The 18358-nt window shown below is 48.4% G+C and carries 7 protein-coding genes; 5 read left to right on the top strand and 2 right to left on the bottom strand.

Annotated elements, in window-relative coordinates; translation table 11 throughout:
- Positions 1-46 precede the first annotated feature (46 nt).
- Positions 47-1474, top strand: a complete 1428-nt coding sequence (locus tag ACXABW_RS23205) for an aminotransferase-like domain-containing protein (protein WP_457525825.1) — start codon at positions 47-49, stop codon at positions 1472-1474.
- Positions 1475-1551: 77 nt separating this feature from the next.
- On the opposite strand, the gene ACXABW_RS23200 is transcribed toward ACXABW_RS23205, so the two are convergent.
- The gene (locus ACXABW_RS23200) at positions 1552-2511 is read right to left on the bottom strand and encodes a nitrilase family protein (RefSeq protein WP_457525823.1); all 960 of its coding nucleotides are present in this window, start codon (positions 2509-2511) and stop codon (positions 1552-1554) included.
- Positions 2512-2610: 99 nt separating this feature from the next.
- Between ACXABW_RS23200 and ACXABW_RS23195 the strand changes: the two genes are divergently transcribed.
- The 4 genes from ACXABW_RS23195 to ACXABW_RS23180 are packed head-to-tail and all read left to right on the top strand — an operon-like array spanning position 2611 to position 5119.
- Positions 2611-3498 (top strand): LysR family transcriptional regulator, encoded by an 888-nt coding sequence (locus ACXABW_RS23195; RefSeq protein ID WP_457525821.1) that lies wholly within the window; start codon positions 2611-2613, stop codon positions 3496-3498.
- A gap of 10 nt (positions 3499-3508) precedes the next feature.
- Positions 3509-4141 carry a type B chloramphenicol O-acetyltransferase gene (gene catB / locus ACXABW_RS23190; RefSeq protein ID WP_457525819.1) on the top strand — a complete coding sequence of 211 codons (633 nt, stop codon included), beginning with the start codon at positions 3509-3511 and terminating at the stop codon, positions 4139-4141.
- Complete coding sequence (locus ACXABW_RS23185) at positions 4131-4667, top strand: DUF924 family protein (protein ID WP_457525817.1); 537 nt, start codon at positions 4131-4133, stop codon at positions 4665-4667. The genes catB and ACXABW_RS23185 overlap by 11 nt, the downstream gene beginning before the upstream one ends.
- 2 nt (positions 4668-4669) lie before the next feature.
- Positions 4670-5119, top strand: a complete 450-nt coding sequence (locus ACXABW_RS23180) for a GNAT family N-acetyltransferase (protein ID WP_457525815.1) — start codon at positions 4670-4672, stop codon at positions 5117-5119.
- 91 nt (positions 5120-5210) lie between these two features.
- Here ACXABW_RS23180 and ACXABW_RS23175 read toward each other — a convergent pair whose 3' ends face one another.
- Positions 5211-18212, bottom strand: a complete 13002-nt coding sequence (locus ACXABW_RS23175) for a retention module-containing protein (RefSeq protein WP_457525813.1) — start codon at positions 18210-18212, stop codon at positions 5211-5213.
- Between the last annotated feature and the right edge of the window lie 146 nt (positions 18213-18358).

Raw genomic sequence — 18358 nt, 5'->3', positions numbered from 1 at the left:
AGTTTTTCTAAAAAGATACAGAAAGGTTTATTTTGGTGGGTACAGAATGAGTGCAGATAACAAATATCGTCAAGTCGAAACGTATCTACGTCAAGCACTACAAGACGGCTTGTTCCAGTGCCACGATAAACTCCCCTCTATTCGCAAGCTCAGTGAAGAGCTTCAATTGAGCAAAAATACAGTGATCCGAGCCTACCAAGAACTGGAAGCGCAAGGCGTTATTTACGCCGTCCCTAAATCAGGGTATCGAGTCAAAGAAAAAGCATCACGCCACTCACCAATAGCAAAACCTACCGAGGTTAACCTGTTGTCAGTCAGCAAGGCATTACTCAGTTATCCAAAAGAAAAACAACAACTTGCAACCGGTTCCGCCCACCCAAACATCGATTCTCCCGCAATAAAAAGTCTGTATGCTGAAATTGGACGACACAGCAGATTACAAAGCCAGATGCCCAGCCATTATCAAATTCCTCCAGGCAATGACGTACTCATCAAGCAGCTGTTGAAGATCAGCCAAGACTTAGGCGTTCCCTGTCAAACCAGCGATATCGCCGTTACGCATGGTGCTCAACAAGGGATCAGCTTGGCGCTTCGGGCCCTTACACAACCTGGCGACATCGTTGCCGTAGAATCACCTTGTTACTTTGGCAATTTGCTGTTGATGGAATCACTAGGTTTGCAAGTGATTGAAGTACAAGGAAGTGTAACGACAGGAATAGATGCTCGATCACTGAAAGACACGCTACAAAAGTGGCCAGTGAAAGCCATATTAGTCACACCCAACTTCAATAATCCGACCGGATCTCGTATGTCGTTAGAAGGTAGGCAAGCCTTGCTCGACGTTTCCGGGGACATCCCAATCATTGAAGACGATGTGTTTGGAGAGCTGTTCTACGACTCACCCTTGCCTAGCTTGAAAGCGCTCGATACCAAAGATAGGGTTATCTACGTCAATTCGCTTTCTAAAACGTTGGACTCCAGACTGCGCATCGGGTGGATACTCTCGGGGAAATATCAGGCCCAGATTGAGAAATACCTAATTTGTGACAACATGGGCAGCTTGAACCTAATGCAATCGGCGGTTGGTGAGTTTCTAACTACTGGAAAATACCGCTCTCATACAAGAAAAATGACTCGAACGTATCAGGCTAATGGTAAACGCTTTCTTTCCTACCTGACTAAATCACTCAACACACACTCGGTATTACAAGGCCGTTACCACCTCACTCATCCTCAAGGCTCTTTTCTATGTTGGTTAACGCTCCCTAACCATGTTGATACTTTCGATCTCTACCAGCGTTGTCTAAAACATAGAATCAGTATTTACCCCGGAATGTTGTTTGGGACTCACAACCAATTTAAGCACTGCATAAGGCTTAACTTTGCCAACTTTGAAGACAACTCAGATTGGCATTCAGGAATAGACAAACTGACAAACTTGATCGCCGAGCACCTAGCCACTTACGGCCATTAAACGTTGCTGGCTCATAAGCCTAACGCGCCCTATAAGAACAAAATAAGTCACTTAGAGGGCGATTAAATTGAGCGTCGTTATACTTCTGAGAATCGAGCTTGATGAGGATCCAACTCGTTACCCTGCGAAGTCGTTAATGGCTGATACAAATATGGCTTTCTTCCACGAATCCAACGTCGGCCAGTACACATTTCAAGCTCTTGCCCGTTGAGTGTTGCGATAACCATATCGTCTTCAACCGAATCCGTTTCCACCATGATCTCTCCATACGGATTCAAAATCATCGCATTACCTGTTCTCACTTCATCCATGTCGACACCGACACCATTACTAAATACCAAGAACATACCGTTATCATGCGCGCGTGCAGGCAGCCAACGCATCAGCCATTCTCGCCCTTTTCGGCCTTGCATTTCACTGCGTATCAATTCAGGATTTTGTGCTCGGTTATGCCATAACTCTGGGTCAATGCGACCTAGCGCATTCGGACTTCGAGATTGAGTGCCACCCGTTTGATGGGGAGCTATCAAAACGTCCGCTCCCATTAACGCGGTAATGCGAACATTTTCGACTAAGTTGTTGTCCCAACAAATCAAGATCCCAACCTTACAACCATGTGGCGTATCGAACACAGTGTAGTCACTGCCACTACTCATATGAGGACTGACAAAGGTATGCAACTTACGATGCTTCTTAACTTCACCATTTGGCATCGCGAATACGTAAGTATTGTAAAGTTGGCCATCTTCCCCAAGCTCCACTAGGCCAGCGCCGATACTGATATCAAATGAGACAGCCATCTCGAGTAGTTTTTGGCTTGAATTACCTTGCGGCACTGGCTCCGCCAACTTCCGAATTTCAGCCTCCGACAAGGCAGAAAGGTGCCAATACCCTGAGATACAAGCTTCAGGGAAGACGATGATGTTGGTATCTTGCTGTTTGGCTTCCAACACAAACTGCTCAATAACAGTAAGGTTATACGCTTTATCTCCAGCGTGGTGATTGAACTGCACGGATGCAACCTTGGTATTAAACATCAGGATTCCTCTTAGTCTGTCGGCGATTCAAAAACTACTATAGCGATGCAAATTCATTCCATATAATGAAATAAATGACACATTTAATGAGTAATTGGAATGGATATAGATTTACTGAAAGCGTTTATCGCCTTAGCAACTACCAATACCTATCGAGAAGCGTCAGAAAAGCTCTTCATTACTCAATCAGCACTGACCAAGAAGATACAAAGGCTAGAGGACAAACTTGACTGTAAGCTGTTTGAACGTGGTCGTCAGGGCGCCCATTTAACCTTAGTAGGTGAAACGCTGCTTCCCGACGCTCAACGAGTTGTCGAGCAATTCGATAACTTCAAACAACTCACCCACTCAGTGGTAGATGGAACCCTCGGCCACCTGAACATTGGGTTCGGAATCTCCAGTTACTCGGTTGCACCTGAAATTATTGCGCTGTTTAAAAAGCATTTCCCCAATGTGCACATCACGCTCAATGACACTCCTTCACAACATCAACATAGTGCGCTGCTGTCTGGTGAAATGCACATCAGCTTTAATCGTTTGCCCGCTGAAAAACCTTTAAAGGGAGAGAAAATCTATTCAGACAGACTAGTACTCGCCGTTCATGACGAGCACACTATAGACATCGACTCCCCGTTCGCTTCAGTCAAAACGCTGCCCTACTTGGCTCTTTCCGCTGAACGCGGATTAGGGCTTCACCATCAAATACAGAGTTACTTAGTAAGCCAGTCGGTTTCCCTACAGCCATCGCAGCAGTCCGATGATATTTTGACCTTGCTCGCCTTAGTATCCGCTCGCTTGGGCTACACCATAGTGCCCGAAAGCGCCAAGGCGATCAGTCCACCTAACGTACGCTTTTTCGCCCTCGAAGGAGAACACTGTCAGTGGGACATCGGTATTCTTTATAACGCGAGCAAACAAAACCCATTGAGAGAAAAGTTTGTCGATACGGCGTTGAAGCACCTACAATCAACAATTAATAACGAATAAAAACAATCATATGAGTAACTATTTCGACAACCCATTTACTGGCAAATTGATCAAAGACCAAATCACCAATCCAAATATTATTGCCGGAGACCACAGCTATTATTCTGGGTACTATCATCAGCACAGTTTCGACGACTGCGCACGCTACCTCTCTCCAGATAGAGACGATGTCGACAAGCTGATTTTCGGTCGCTACTGCTCAATTGGCAGCGGGGCAGTGTTTATGATGGCTGGAAATCAAGGCCACCGCATTGATTGGATCGCGACCTATCCATTCTTTTACCAACAAGACCCAGCTTTCTCAGGCGCACAAGACGGGTTCCAAACAGCTGGGGACACTGTGATTGGCCACGATGTATGGATTGGTTCGGAAGCGATGATCATGCCAGGTGTCACCATTGGTGACGGCGCAGTTATCGCTAGCCGCGCTGTCGTGACTAAAGATGTAGAGCCCTATGCAATAGTCGGTTCTAACCCAGCGAAGCATATTCGTTACCGATTTAACCAAAGTGACATCACTTTACTGCTTGAAATGCAATGGTGGCACTGGGATAGTGAAATGCTACAACCTGCAATGGCATTGATGACATCTTCTGACATCAAGGGCCTGTATCAATATTGGAGTGAACACAATGGTCGATGAAGTATTGAAGTTTTGGTTTGAAGAGCTTGAGCCAAAAGATTGGTTTGTCAGCAGCGAGCAAGTGGACAAACAGATAGAACAGCGCTTCCTAGTGACTCTACAACAAGCGTCAGCATCCGAGTTATTCGATTGGCGTTCAACACCGCGTGGCCGACTAGCGGAAATCATCGTACTCGACCAGTTCTCTCGCAACGTTTATCGCAATACGCCTCTGGCTTTCGCACAAGACCCACTTGCTTTGGCATTGGCCCAAGAAGCTATTTCCGTAGGCGACGATAAAGCGCTTAACGATGTGGAACGTAGTTTTCTCTACATGCCCTTCATGCACAGTGAATCACAAAAAGTCCATGTTGAAGCCGAGAAATTGTTTAAGTCTTTAGGCCGTGAATCTAACTACGAATTTGAGATAAAGCACAAAGTGATCATCGATCGTTTTGGTCGTTACCCACATCGAAATGAAATACTAGGAAGAGAAAGTACCCCAGAAGAAGTCGAGTTCCTAACCCAGCCAGGTTCGAGTTTCTAACCATGCAATTTGGCACTCGTCTCGCGAACGACAATGACTACCAGTTCGCGTATGAAGTAAAAATCGCGGCTGAAGTAGACGCGATAACCGCAGTATTCGGTTGGGACGAGGAACTTCAGGTCGAGCTGCATCGACAAGAGTGGAATACCGGCAAACCAACCATCATCACCCATAATGACTGCTCCATCGGCACGTTTATGTTAGAAGAAAAAGGCGATTGCTGGTTTTTCTCTAGGTTCTTCATTTTTCCTAAATATCAGAACCATGGAATTGGCAGCGCTATTTTACAACAGGTAATCGAACAAGTTTCACTTTCAGAAAAACCTTGTAAATTGTGCTACTTGCAGGGAAATAAAGTGCGCAGTTTATATGAACGATTCGGCTTTGCTATAACGGAACAAGATAGCCAATATGTTCATATGATTTACCCTAAGCTTCAGGAGAAGGAATAACTAACCTTAAGCTTGGGCAACCGCAATACCAGAAAAAGTAGAATTAAAAACGCCCAATGATTTGAAACCATTGGGCGTTTTTCTTCGCTAATTACAAGTCATGCTGAATGACATTATTTTGTAATAGTGAATCCACGATCTGAGACGAATCCATCCCTGTGAAATCGATTTGAGAGCCTAGATCTTCTACTATTATCGTTTGATGAACACTATCATCAGTGGTGATATCTAGTTCGACATCATCGGTACCATCAACCACTTTCGCCTCAATTTTATCGCCAATTGCCGACAATAAATCTTCCATTGGGGTGTCTTTCAAGTCGGTAATTACGTCCCTCAAATCAATAGCATCACCATCATTCACACTGAAATCGGTGATGGTATCTGTTGTTCCTTCATCCACAGAGTCGGTCGTCCACTTGAATGTATCGTGCCCAGAACCACCAGTAAGAATATCGGAGCCTAATCCACCAATCAGAATATCGTTACCAGCGCCGCCAATAAGAGTGTCATCTCCAGCACCACCAAATAGCTGGTCGTCGCCATCGCCACCTTCAATGCGATCGTCACCATCTCCCGCTCTGAGTTCTATACCAGTATCGTCCCCCAGTATGAAGCTATCATCGCTTGCAGAAGATTGATCAATCGCAGAGCTGTCTGACGTGACATCAAGGTCTATCTCTATTGGCGATGATGTCGCAAAGCTTCCGTCCGTTTCTGTTGATACCGCTGAAACAGAGATGGTGTGAGAACCCACCGTCGCTCCTGATAATTGAAGACTGTCGATTGCATCAGCCGATACTGTCCAGACATTGCCATCTTGTACAACACTACCAACACTACTGCTTAAGACTGCGCCATTTGGAATACCTGATAATTCAAGTGACAGTACTTCGTTGCTATCGGTTAGGATCGCAACCAAGCCAACCAAACTGATACCCTGCATGCTGATACTTTGGCTTGCATGGATGTGTTTGATGTAGTTGAAATTCGGGTCCACTTGCAGTGTTGGCTGATTTGCTACAGGCGCAACCGCTATTTGGAACTTCTCCTCATCCTCTAACGCCATACCTGAAGCATTTTCGAAGTAGACACCATTATCTTGTGCTTTCACCGTGAGCTCGATCGTTTCGGTCGGGATCAGGCTAGCATCGACAAACACACCCGTGGATGGATCGCTACTTGATAGCACCGCATTGATGTCATCAATGGCGCCGATCAAAATAACTTCACCCGACATACCTACGCTTTGTGTCACACCGCTTGAAGGTGGAAGCACCACACTCAAGATACCAAAGTCTGTATCAAGCGTTACCGTCATGTCTGCATTCGCATGAGCACCGCTGTAGTCTACATCGCTCACACTAATGCCAGTGATTTTCTGGGCTGCCGCTTCATCAATACCCGATGTCACTAATGAGCCATCGATTTCAGGGGCATCGTTTACCGCTAATACCGTTGCTGAAGCACTACCAGAAATCGTTTGGAAGTCATTGACACCATCTGTCGTACCATCGTCAGTGATGTCATAGGTAAAGTTGACGTCACCATAAAAGTTTTCCGCAGGTTTAAATGTCCAAGTTCCATCACCGTTGTCCGTTAGTACACCAGAGGCCGTGTCAGTAAGTGCCAGATTACTAACCGTCATTGCATGAGATTCAGGGTCGTTGGCGTTAGACAAAAGCTGCGCACTCGTAATAACTAGGCCAACACTACTGTCTTCTTCGATATCGCTAAGGGTTACTGGTGCCGTAGTCGGCTTATCATTGACCTCAGAAACATGGATCACAAAGCTATCGCTGTTAGTGTTAGATGTGGATATATCTCCCGGATCGACACTACCTACATTGCCTTGGTCATCCACAATAACGTTAACCTGGACGCCATCAGCATCCGTCAGGTCGTTGCTGTCAGGAGCTGGAGTAAATGTGATCAAATCATCGGCTATTGCTGCATTCACATTGCTCACAGTGCCTAAAATCACAATGGATTGAGTACCTGGATCAAGTGTTACGGTTAAACCAAAGTCCGAGGCGGTTTGACTGTCAAACTGTAAGCTGCCTGAGTCGACGGTCAAGGTCACAGCGTATTCTGCATTTGGATCATCCAACTCGCTATCTACATCGGCAATGGTAAAGCCGTTAAGTGCAACCGGCTTATCTTCTTGAGTATCCACGTCAACAACATTGGCAAATGTAGGCCTATCATTGACAGCTTCGACATCAACAGAAACATCAAACTCTTGCGCAGGACCAAAGTCAGCCGCTCCAGCATCAACCGCTTGAACCTTAAAGTGCAAGTTGCCATCCCAGTTATTGCTGTTCGCATCACCGGAGTTAAAGATGATCTTATCTAAGCTTTGAGCATCGACTTCAACAATCCAAACACCTGCGACTAAGGTAGCCGTACCAGTCACACCCGATGGCAAAGAAACGCTCGCACCGTCTGGTGCTCCGGTAATCTCAACCCGCAATGTCTCTGGCGTATTTTCAGTGTGGTTAGCACCGGCTCCGATCGAGTCAGCCTTATCGACAACCGACGCTTTAATATCAATCTCTACATCTTGACCTTCAACCCCGAGAGCATCAGGAGTTGGCTCGATATCGACTTCGTCCGCCACTGGTGTAACATCAATGGTAAAGGTGCTGTTGTGCTCTGTTGGCACACCTAGCAACTCTTCCTGAGTAAAGACAGTAATACCAATCTCCGCGCTGCCGCTAAAGTGTTTAGGCGGTTTAATCTGGATCGCACTCAGGTCAATCGAGGTTTGGCTTGGATCTTTTAGCTGAATACTCCACTCTCCTCCACCATTGTTCTTAATGGTGAAGTCCGACGACGTTGAGTGAAGAATAAAGTCTTCAGGCACATCCGTAAGCTTCATTGAAACGAACTCTTCAGAGCCATCGTTATCATTTAAGCTCACCGTTAGCCCAGAGCTACCATCCGATAATGAAATCCATGTATCTTCATCTCCTTCAGCAACAAACGGGTCTGCTGGATCCATTCCAGTGATCGTAATGTCATCAACCACGGGTGTCACTTCAAAGGAGACGCTACCATCAAATTCACGCTCGTCTGTCACTGTACCGCCACCGGTGTCATTGAAGACTGCTGTATCAGTAATCTTTCCGCTAATATCAATGGTGACTGTGTTCTGACCATTATCTGTTGGATAGTTTTCTGCCGGTTTGAATAGCACCTCATCCAATGCACCCGCCGCAATTTCAGCTTGGGTGAATGTAATTGTGTCACCTAACACATTGCCAGAAGCGTCAACAAAGTCACCCATCGCTGAATCAGGTATAGTCAGAGTAACTTCCGACACAACTTCCTGACCGCCTTCAGTGCCATTCAGCTTATCCGCTAAACCAATAGAGAAATCTAACTGAATCAGACCATCTTCATAGCCTATGTTGTCATTGGTCGGTACATCGTTGGAAAGATCGACGTTACCGCTTCCGTCAACTATTGGCTGATGATCCGCATCCAAGCCCAATGTTCCTTTGATGTTTACAGACATAGAAGGAGTGACATTGTTGTCAAATGGCTGATCGACCGCGGAGTCTGGGACATCGGCAATTGGAGTCACCTGAACCGGTAGCTCTACCGGAATCACATTCTCATCACCCGATTCCGTGTCAGTGGTAATGATCACAAGCGGCAACTTAAAATCGCCAGAATAATCTTTCGGCATAGACAGGAACAAAGACCCGATCCCGCTCACTGAACCATCTGCATTCAATGTTGCTTGGAAAACATACTTACCATCAACAAAGTCGTAATCTGTTGCTGTGATAGAGGTACCTGACGGGATCTGTGGCGAATTCGGATCAAGTACCACAGTAATCTGGTCAGCGACACCATCATGCCCGACAATAGAAAACATCGATTGAGTTTGTGTACCTAAATCGATCACATTGTCTTCTTCGCCAGCCACAATGCTCACGCCGTCATAAACAATATTGGCGGCAGTAGACGTTTTCTCGACAACTTCAATCGGAAACTCTAACGTAACTTCTGTTTGTCTGAGTACAGTTGAGTCTTTCTCGTTGCCCACATCTTCGCCCAAATCGACGACTTCAGCATAGATCACCATATCGATTTGGCTCGTACCATTATTGTCGTTCGGATTCCCTGGCGTTAAATCCAAACCTGCTGGGGCTTTGATTGAGAAGTTTTCTTCATCAGTAATAACCCACTTGCCGCCACCCTCGTTGGTTGCGCCAGTGATGAACAACTGGTCGAGAACATCTTCAGATAGGTTCTTAAACTCGACAACAAGCTGAGTCACTACTTCTTGAGAAGAGTCATCAAACTCTTGATATTTAATGATATTGGCATCTGGTTCATCGGTGCTCTTATCATTGATGGTAAAGTTGATGGTGCCGTCACTATCCGCTTGAACAACAGAGAGTACCGCTCCATCTGATTCTGTCACCAACAGTTTTTCATGTTTAGCAGAATCAGGATCGGTTGTATTCTCTTCCTCAACCACTGGGTTGACGGTCACAGCTACCGTTCCAGAAATATCCTTAGAAGCAATGCCCTCACCTGGCTCCCCAGCATTCACGTATTCATGGTCTGTTTCACGAACCGTGACTAATGTATCCAAGGTGAAATCTTTACTTGAGTCTTCAGGTAGCTCAACTTGGATGTAACCGGATTGGGAGATCACCGCCGAAAAGTCTTGGTCGCTCTGACCACCAGTTGGTTCTAGAATTAAGACACCACCTGTAGCGGTAAGGTCTTGTGCAACACCATCGACATATACGATCGCTCCGTCAGGGAAGTTAGATATTTCTAATCGCGCATAATATTCGTCATTATCTGGGTTTTGCCCACCTTTCGGTTCCCAGTTAATATTGATAATCGTGTCTTCATCACCTTGAGAAGTAGCGGTATACCCGTCCTTCGCATCAATCACTGGTTCAACATTCAAACGGATCTCTCGCTCAAACGCTCGGCTATGACCATCATCCTCAGTCACAATAATCGTGGTTTTGATATGGATGTTTTCAGTTGAAGACTCAACCGGACGAATGGTGATACCGGAATCAAAGTGCATGCCGGTAATGTTCGCTTCGTAGACAGGCTCACCATTGATGTCGTAGCCAACGAAAGTTAGATCCACTGAGCTTCCATCACTGTCAAAAACTTCGACACCATGAGGAATATTCGACAGCAGTACGGTTACAGATTCTGAGTCATCAAGTGGAGCATCCGCTCGTTCACCGGACACTACCGAGAAACTTAAGTTCGCTTCACCGTTCTCTTGAATCAGAGCTTCAACACCCGAAACTGTTCCATCGTCAAACTCATGCCATGAAGTCTGCCCTGCAAGAATGATTGCGTCTGGTATATCGGCAACACCTTTCACCGCAACGTTAACTGTTTTCTCACCCAATGAAGTCTCATTGGTCACAGTCCCTGATGTCGTGACAGCAGTGTCCTTCACAATACCTTCGACTTTGAAATTAAAGTCTTCATTACTGTGCTTAGGTGGCAATATCTCAACTTGATCCAAGTACAGCTCTGGAATTTCATAGTAAGCGACACCACCGGCACCGTCCGAAACTTCAACAATCGGGTTATCGGCAGGGTCTCCAAGCCAAATTACGGAAACACCATCCTCAGAGAAGCTAGAAATGCGAACATGCAAGGACTCAGAACCGTCGGTATCAACGGAAGCTGACATGGTAATCACTTCACTGAGTAGAAGTGGATCATGATCGGTTTCAGGATCATCGGTATCCTGTGCAGCAGCATTGTCTTCGAAAATATTGATACGACTTACGCTAAAGCTGCCTTTATCGGCAACTGGTGCAACATCGATAACGATCTCTTGTGTCGTTGATTCTGCCGTATCTTTTCCTGCGTGAATATTGTTGGTTTCAGAAGTTACTGCAGTAACTTCAAGTTTGATCTGACCGGAAAACTCATCATTCGGGTCGACTTCGACATCGCCAATGCGGTCAGCGGGAACCAAATACACACCAGAGCCCGCTGGCGTGTCTATAATCGGCGTACCATCAGAATAGACCAGTTCAGCGCTATCACCACCGAGAGTAAACTCTAAGCGATAAACGATCGTTTCTGGCGTGCTGTCATCTTGCGTTTCTGCAAGTATATCCAGCTCAACGTTACTTCCATCTTCGTCCGTTTGATAATCAAACGTACTTGATGCAGTCCAAGTAGCAATATCCGCTACGCTCTCTACATCAATGACCAACTTACCGCGAATACTGTGATCAACGACACCACTATTGAGTACTTCCATCTCAATATTAACTTTGAAACCACCATCATTTGTTGAATAGTTTCTGTCAGGTACAAAGAACAGATTATCAATTGTCGAAACTGTACCATTGATGGTCTGATCAACGAGGCTCGCGTCTAGCACATAGGTGTTTCCAACCTTAGTCAAAGCGTGGTAGTCGCCACTTGAGTCTTGATAATAGAAAGTACCGTGGTGGTTATTGGCATTCTTAATAATGATGTTGCCAATTTCCTCTCCACTATCAATATCAAACAGATCGGCTTGCAGCTGCACTTGAATCGGCGCATTGTCTAAGCCTCCTAAGTTGTCCTCAGCATTCGCGTCATCAGTACTTGCAATCGAACCGTCTCTACCAGCATCTTCGGTTCCTTCTACTTTAGAAAGAATGATTTTGGCATTTTTGTCTTCGATTACGACATCAAGTTGTTCAGTAGAAGTATCCCCATCACTGTCTGTGGCAGTAATGTCTACGCTAAACGGAATATCTTCACCATCAGTATGTTCTAGGCTCTCAGCTGGCTTAAAGCTCACTCGTCCATCGGCACGAACATTCAGTGTCCCCAAAACAACTTCTACACCGTTAATAGTTTCAACAACCGATACGGTTTCTCCTCTGCCTGTAATTTCAATTTCATCGGTCAGTGGATCGTTGCCTTGCTTGAATTGAATGTCTCGCCCAGGTTCATCAACAATTTCAAACTTGGTTAGCTTACCTTCGTCAGCTCCTTGCGTGTCTGCTGCTCGATCACCGTCTTGATCGAACATATTAACCGCTCGCCATCCTTGTCCTTCTTGGCGAACAATCGTCTTGTCATGCAGAGTCGGTTCGTCGTCCGCCACGGTAATCGATAAGTCCGCCGCGGTTGCAGCTGTTTCACCAGTAATCGTTGAGCGGTCGCCGTCACTGTCTACCGCATAAACCGGCAGCGTGAAGGTCAGGCTGTCGTCGTTCGCACCGGTATGGTCCAGCGCTTCCAACAGCGTGAATTGGTATTGGCCAAGGGCGGGCGTATCGAGCGTGATGCTAAAGACTGGCGTCTTAGTGCCGCCCACCTCGATGTAACCTTGGTAACTGCCGTCGGGCAGCTCTTCTAAGCGAACCGGCTCACCTTGGGCTGTCAGTGAGTCATCGGTATTGAACTCACTTGGCTCCAGCTCATAGCGGGCAATGTCATCACTGCCTACGGTAGTCGTGATGGTGCCAGTGCCTGTGATGTGGTCATTATCCGGTGAAGAGCCATCGCCGAGGCCCGCTTCATCCAGACTCAAGCCCGTCACGTTAGTGATGATAGGTAACTCACCATCGGCAATGCTCAGGTCAATGGTCGCCGTTTGAGTGTCACCATCCCCGTCCACAGCGGTGAAGACCACGGTGCTTTCTATCGGATCGACCGTGCTGTGGTCTAAATCGCGGTCCGGCACAAAACGGAACTCACCGTCTAACGTGATGTACACGGTACCGTCACTGACCGCAAAGTCTTGCTCAGTGGCGTCGGTGTCATCCAGCGTATACTTGGTGCCGTTGTAGGTGAACGACTCTATCACGGCGCCGTCCGCCCCTTCTTGGTCAAACAGGCTGTGCGTCACTTCCACCGCGCCATCCGTCGTCGGCTCCGTCAGTGTAAAGTCGTTATCCACCAATGACAGCACATCGTCCGCCACGGTAATCGATAAGTCCGCCGCGGTTGCGGCTGTTTCACCAGTAATCGTTGAGCGGTCGCCGTCGCTGTCTACCGCATAAACCGGCAGCGTGAAGGTCAGGCTGTCGTCGTTCGCTCCGGTATGGTCCAGCGCTTCCAACAGCGTGAACTGGTATTGGCCAAGAGCAGGCGTATCGAGCGTGATGCTAAAGACTGGCGTCTTCGTGCCGCCCACCTCGATGTAACCTTGGTAACTGCCGTCGGGCAGCTCTTCTAAGCGAACCGGCTCACCTTGGGCTGTCAGCGAGTCATCGGTATTGAACTCGCTTGGCTCCAGCTCATAGTGGTCGATGTCATCACTGCCTACGGTGGTCGTGATGGTGCCGGTGCCTGTGATGTGGTCATTATCCGGTGAAGAGCCATCGCCGAGGCCTGCTTCATCCAGACTCAAGCCCGTCACGTTAGTGATGATAGGTAACTCACCATCGGCAATGCTCAGGTCTATGGTCGCGGTTTGAGTGTCACCATCCCCGTCCACAGCGGTGAAGACCACGGTGCTTTCTATCGGATCGACGGTGCTGTGGTCTAAGTCGCGGTCCGGCACAAAACGGAACTCACCGTCTAACGTGATGTATACAGTACCGTCACTGACCGCAAAGTCTTGCTCTGTGGCGTCGGTGTCATCCAGCGTATACTTGGTGCCGTTGTAGGTGAACGACTCTATCACGGCGCCGTCCGCCCCTTCTTGGTCAAACAGGCTGTGCGTCACTTCCACCGCGCCATCCGTCGTCGGCTCCGTCAGTGTAAAGTCGTTATCCACCAATGACAGCACATCGTCCGCCACGGTAATCGATAAGTCCGCCGCGGTTGTGGCTGTTTCACCAGTAATCGTTGAGCGGTCACCGTCACTGTCTACCGCATAAACCGGCAGCGTGAAGGTCAGGCTGTCGTCGTTCGCTCCGGTATGGTCCAGCGCTTCCAACAGCGTGAATTGGTATTGGCCAAGAGCAGGCGTATCGAGCGTGATGCTAAAGACTGGCGTCTTCGTGCCGCCCACCTCGATGTAACCTTGGTAACTGCCGTCGGGCAGCTCTTCTAAGCGAACCGGCTCACCTTGGGCTGTCAGCGAGTCATCGGTATTGAACTCGCTTGGCTCCAGCTCATAGTGGTCGATGTCATCACTGCCTACGGTGGTCGTGATGGTGCCGGTGCCTGTGATGTGGTCATTATCCGGTGAAGAGCCATCGCCGAGGCCTGCTTCATCCAGACTCAAGCCCGTCACGTTAGTGATGATAGGTAACTCACCATCGGCAATGCTCAGGTCAATGGTCGCGGTTTGAGTGTCACCATCCCCGTCCACAGCGGTGAAGACCACGGTGCTTTCTATCGGATCGACGGTGCTGTGGTCTAAGTCGCGGTCCGGCACAAAACGGAACTCACCGTCTAACGTGATGTACACGGTACCGTCACTGACCGCAAAGTCTTGCTCTGTGGCGTCGGTGTCATCCAGCGTATACTTGGTGCCGTTGTAGGTGAACGACTCTATCACGGCGCCGTCCGCCCCTTCTTGGTCAAACAGGCTGTGCGTCACTTCCACCGCGCCATCCGTCGTCGGCTCCGTCAGTGTAAAGTCGTTATCCACCAATGACAGCACATCGTCCGCCACGGTAATCGATAAGTCCGCCGCGGTTGTGGCTGTTTCACCAGTAATCGTTGAGCGGTCACCGTCACTGTCTACCGCATAAACCGGCAGCGTGAAGGTCAGGCTGTCGTCGTTCGCTCCGGTATGGTCCAGCGCTTCCAACAGCGTGAATTGGTATTGGCCAAGAGCAGGCGTATCGAGCGTGATGCTAAAGACTGGCGTCTTCGTGCCGCCCACCTCGATGTAACCTTGGTAACTGCCGTCGGGCAACTCTTCTAAGCGAACCAGCTCACCTTGGGCTGTCAGTGAGTCATCGGTATTGAACTCACTTGGCTCCAGCTCATAGTGGTCGATGTCATCACTGCCTACGGTGGTCGTGATGGTGCCGGTGCCTGTGATGTGGTCATTATCCGGTGAAGAGCCATCGCCGAGGCCTGCTTCATCCAGACTCAAGCCCGTCACGTTAGTGATGATAGGTAACTCACCATCGGCAATGCTCAGGTCAATGGTCGCGGTTTGAGTGTCGCCATCCCCGTCCACAGCGGTGAAGACCACGGTGCTTTCTATCGGATCGACGGTGCTGTGGTCTAAGTCGCGGTCCGGCACAAAACGGAACTCACCGTCTAACGTGATGTATACAGTACCGTCACTGACCGCAAAGTCTTGCTCTGTGGCGTCGGTGTCATCCAGCGTATACTTGGTGCCGTTGTAGGTGAACGACTCTATCACGGCGCCGTCCGCCCCTTCTTGGTCAAACAGGCTGTGCGTCACTTCCACCGCGCCATCCGTCGTCGGCTCCGTCAGTGTAAAGTCGTTATCCACCAATGACAGCACATCGTCCGCCACGGTAATCGATAAGTCCGCCGCGGTTGTGGCTGTTTCACCAGTAATCGTTGAGCGGTCACCGTCACTGTCTACCGCATAAACCGGCAGCGTGAAGGTCAGGCTGTCGTCGTTCGCTCCGGTATGGTCCAGCGCTTCCAACAGCGTGAATTGGTATTGGCCAAGAGCAGGCGTATCGAGCGTGATGCTAAAGACTGGCGTCTTCGTGCCGCCCACCTCGATGTAACCTTGGTAACTGCCGTCGGGCAGCTCTTCTAAGCGAACCGGCTCACCTTGGGCTGTCAGCGAGTCATCGGTATTGAACTCGCTTGGCTCCAGCTCATAGTGGTCGATGTCATCACTGCCTACGGTGGTCGTGATGGTGCCGGTGCCTGTGATGTGGTCATTATCCGGTGAAGAGCCATCGCCGAGGCCTGCTTCATCCAGACTCAAGCCCGTCACGTTAGTGATGATAGGTAACTCACCATCGGCAATGCTCAGGTCTATGGTCGCGGTTTGAGTGTCACCATCCCCGTCCACAGCGGTGAAGACCACGGTGCTTTCTATCGGATCGACGGTGCTGTGGTCTAAGTCGCGGTCCGGCACAAAACGGAACTCACCGTCTAACGTGATGTATACAGTACCGTCACTGACCGCAAAGTCTTGCTCTGTGGCGTCGGTGTCATCCAGCGTATACTTGGTGCCGTTGTAGGTGAACGACTCTATCACGGCGCCGTCCGCCCCTTCTTGGTCAAACAGGCTGTGCGTCACTTCCACCGCGCCATCCGTCGTCGGCTCCGTCAGTGCAAAGTCGTTATCCACCAATGACAGCACATCGTCCGCCACGGTAATCGATAAGTCCGCCGCGGTTGCAGCTGTTTCACCAGTAATCGTTGAGCGGTCACCGTCACTGTCTACCGCATAAACCGGCAGCGTGAAGGTCAGGCTGTCGTCGTTCGCTCCGGTATGGTCCAGCGCTTCCAACAGCGTGAACTGGTATTGGCCAAGGGCGGGCGTATCGAGCGTGATGCTAAAGACTGGCGTCTTAGTGCCGCCCACCTCGATGTAACCTTGGTAACTGCCGTCGGGCAGCTCTTCTAAGCGAACCGGCTCACCTTGGGCTGTCAGTGAGTCATCGGTATTGAACTCGCTTGGCTCCAGCTCATAGCGGGCAATGTCATCACTGCCTACGGTGGTTGTGATGGTGCCTGTGATGTGGTCATTATCCGGTGAAGAGCCATCGCCGAGGCCTGCTTCATCCAACGACAAAGGATCAATACTATCGATAACAGGAATGGAGCCATCGGTAATCTTGATATCCATAACGTTATTGGTCGTATCACCATCGAAGTCAATAGCCGTAACAGGTAGTTGAAGTGATATGCTATCGTCGTCTGAAGAGTGGTCCAGAGGAGCTGATTGCTGAAAGTTGTACTGCCCCTGAGTATCAATACTGATCACTAGAACCAAGTCACTGCTCCCTGTTAGGGCCAGAGTGATCGTCGTACCATCATCTGAAAGAGTCGCTGTAGTCGCTTCTCCATTACTAGTGAAACCATCAAACTGCTCTAAAACACTTGCGTCGAAAGTCACAGACTCTAAATTATCGGCACCGATATCAAATAGTGTACCTATTAAGGCTTCACTCGAAGATTCCACATTTTCGATGCTAACCTCTGCCGCTGTCGCATCAGCGCCATCCACGATACCAACATCAATGGCTACTGGAGACTTGATGTCGTTGCCACCGCTGTCTTGACCCAAAACCTCAAGGTTAATTGCGATCTGGTCATTCTCGATAGAAACCAAGCCATCACCAACACTAGATACATGATCGATTGGTTGGCTGACTGTAGTTATGACTTCCAGTTCAACGTCTTTGCCAACATTGATAGGGTTTAGCTCAATTCGTAGAACTTCGTCACCAGAAGCAAGCTGACCGACAATGGCATTAGTCGCTTCATCGAAAGAAAAAGAAACAGTTTGCCCCCCCGACGTAATGTCAGAGTCAAGCTCTTCAATTAGCGCGTCTAGCCCCTCTTGCGAGAAGGTAAATGTTGACGCTACTAAAGCAGAATCACCCGCAACAACGGTCACGGTTTCGGTAACTGATTGAGGGTATGAGTTTAGAGAGAGCGAACCTTCGGTTAATGTTTCACTTAGGGTTTCACCACCAGCAGCAAACACCGTAGGTCTGATGTCATCATTGACGGCATCTTCAGAGTCACTCTCTGGAATTGAGGTTTCAAAAAACGTGCTCGCCAGCACTTCAGTAAAGTTATAATCAATAGTGACAAAGCCTGCATTCGCCGAACCATTACCACCACCAGCAGCGGTAGCTTCCAGTACTTCCGTCGGATCGACACCGTCTAGAATCGCTTGCTGAATAGCTGCGATATCTTCCTCACCAAACTCAGCATTGGCAATATTATCAAGGTCCGCATTAATGGCCCCAGACACTTCAGCAGTCGCCAACCAAGGGTTCTCCGCATCGCTTTCATCAATACAAGCAACACAGTTTTCAGCAACCGGAAACGCTTGTTGATTCGCAATGACAACGGCAGATGCACCATTAATCGTGATAATGATATCGTTTTTATCGACTTCATTACCTTCAGCCAAAATCCTTGCACTCCCTTTCGGGCTCACAGCAATGACTTCCCCAATTACTTCTTCAACAACAGCGCGCTGGCTAACAACTTCTAGACTCATCTCAACCTCTCAATCAACGAGATGTGCGTAACTACTCTTCAATGGCAGCTATCTTATTGATTTGAATAAATGGACCACGATTTACATACAAAACATGCATATATTCTGCAATAAACCTTTGTACTACTTATTAAATCTTATAATTT

Source organism: Vibrio paucivorans, assembly GCF_054053395.1.
Note: the sequence above shows the minus strand (reverse complement) of the source record. Positions and strands in the feature narration are given on the sequence as shown.

Excerpts from the sequence above, each read along its gene's own strand:
- ACXABW_RS23205 (WP_457525825.1), top strand. The coding sequence starts at position 47 with ATGAGTGCAGATAACAAATATCGTCAAGTCGAAACGTATCTACGTCAA.
- ACXABW_RS23200 (WP_457525823.1), bottom strand. The coding sequence starts at position 2,511 with ATGTTTAATACCAAGGTTGCATCCGTGCAGTTCAATCACCACGCTGGA.
- ACXABW_RS23195 (WP_457525821.1), top strand. The coding sequence starts at position 2,611 with ATGGATATAGATTTACTGAAAGCGTTTATCGCCTTAGCAACTACCAAT.
- catB (WP_457525819.1), top strand. The coding sequence starts at position 3,509 with ATGAGTAACTATTTCGACAACCCATTTACTGGCAAATTGATCAAAGAC.
- ACXABW_RS23185 (WP_457525817.1), top strand. The coding sequence starts at position 4,131 with ATGGTCGATGAAGTATTGAAGTTTTGGTTTGAAGAGCTTGAGCCAAAA.
- ACXABW_RS23180 (WP_457525815.1), top strand. The coding sequence starts at position 4,670 with ATGCAATTTGGCACTCGTCTCGCGAACGACAATGACTACCAGTTCGCG.
- ACXABW_RS23175 (WP_457525813.1), bottom strand. The coding sequence starts at position 18,212 with ATGAGTCTAGAAGTTGTTAGCCAGCGCGCTGTTGTTGAAGAAGTAATT.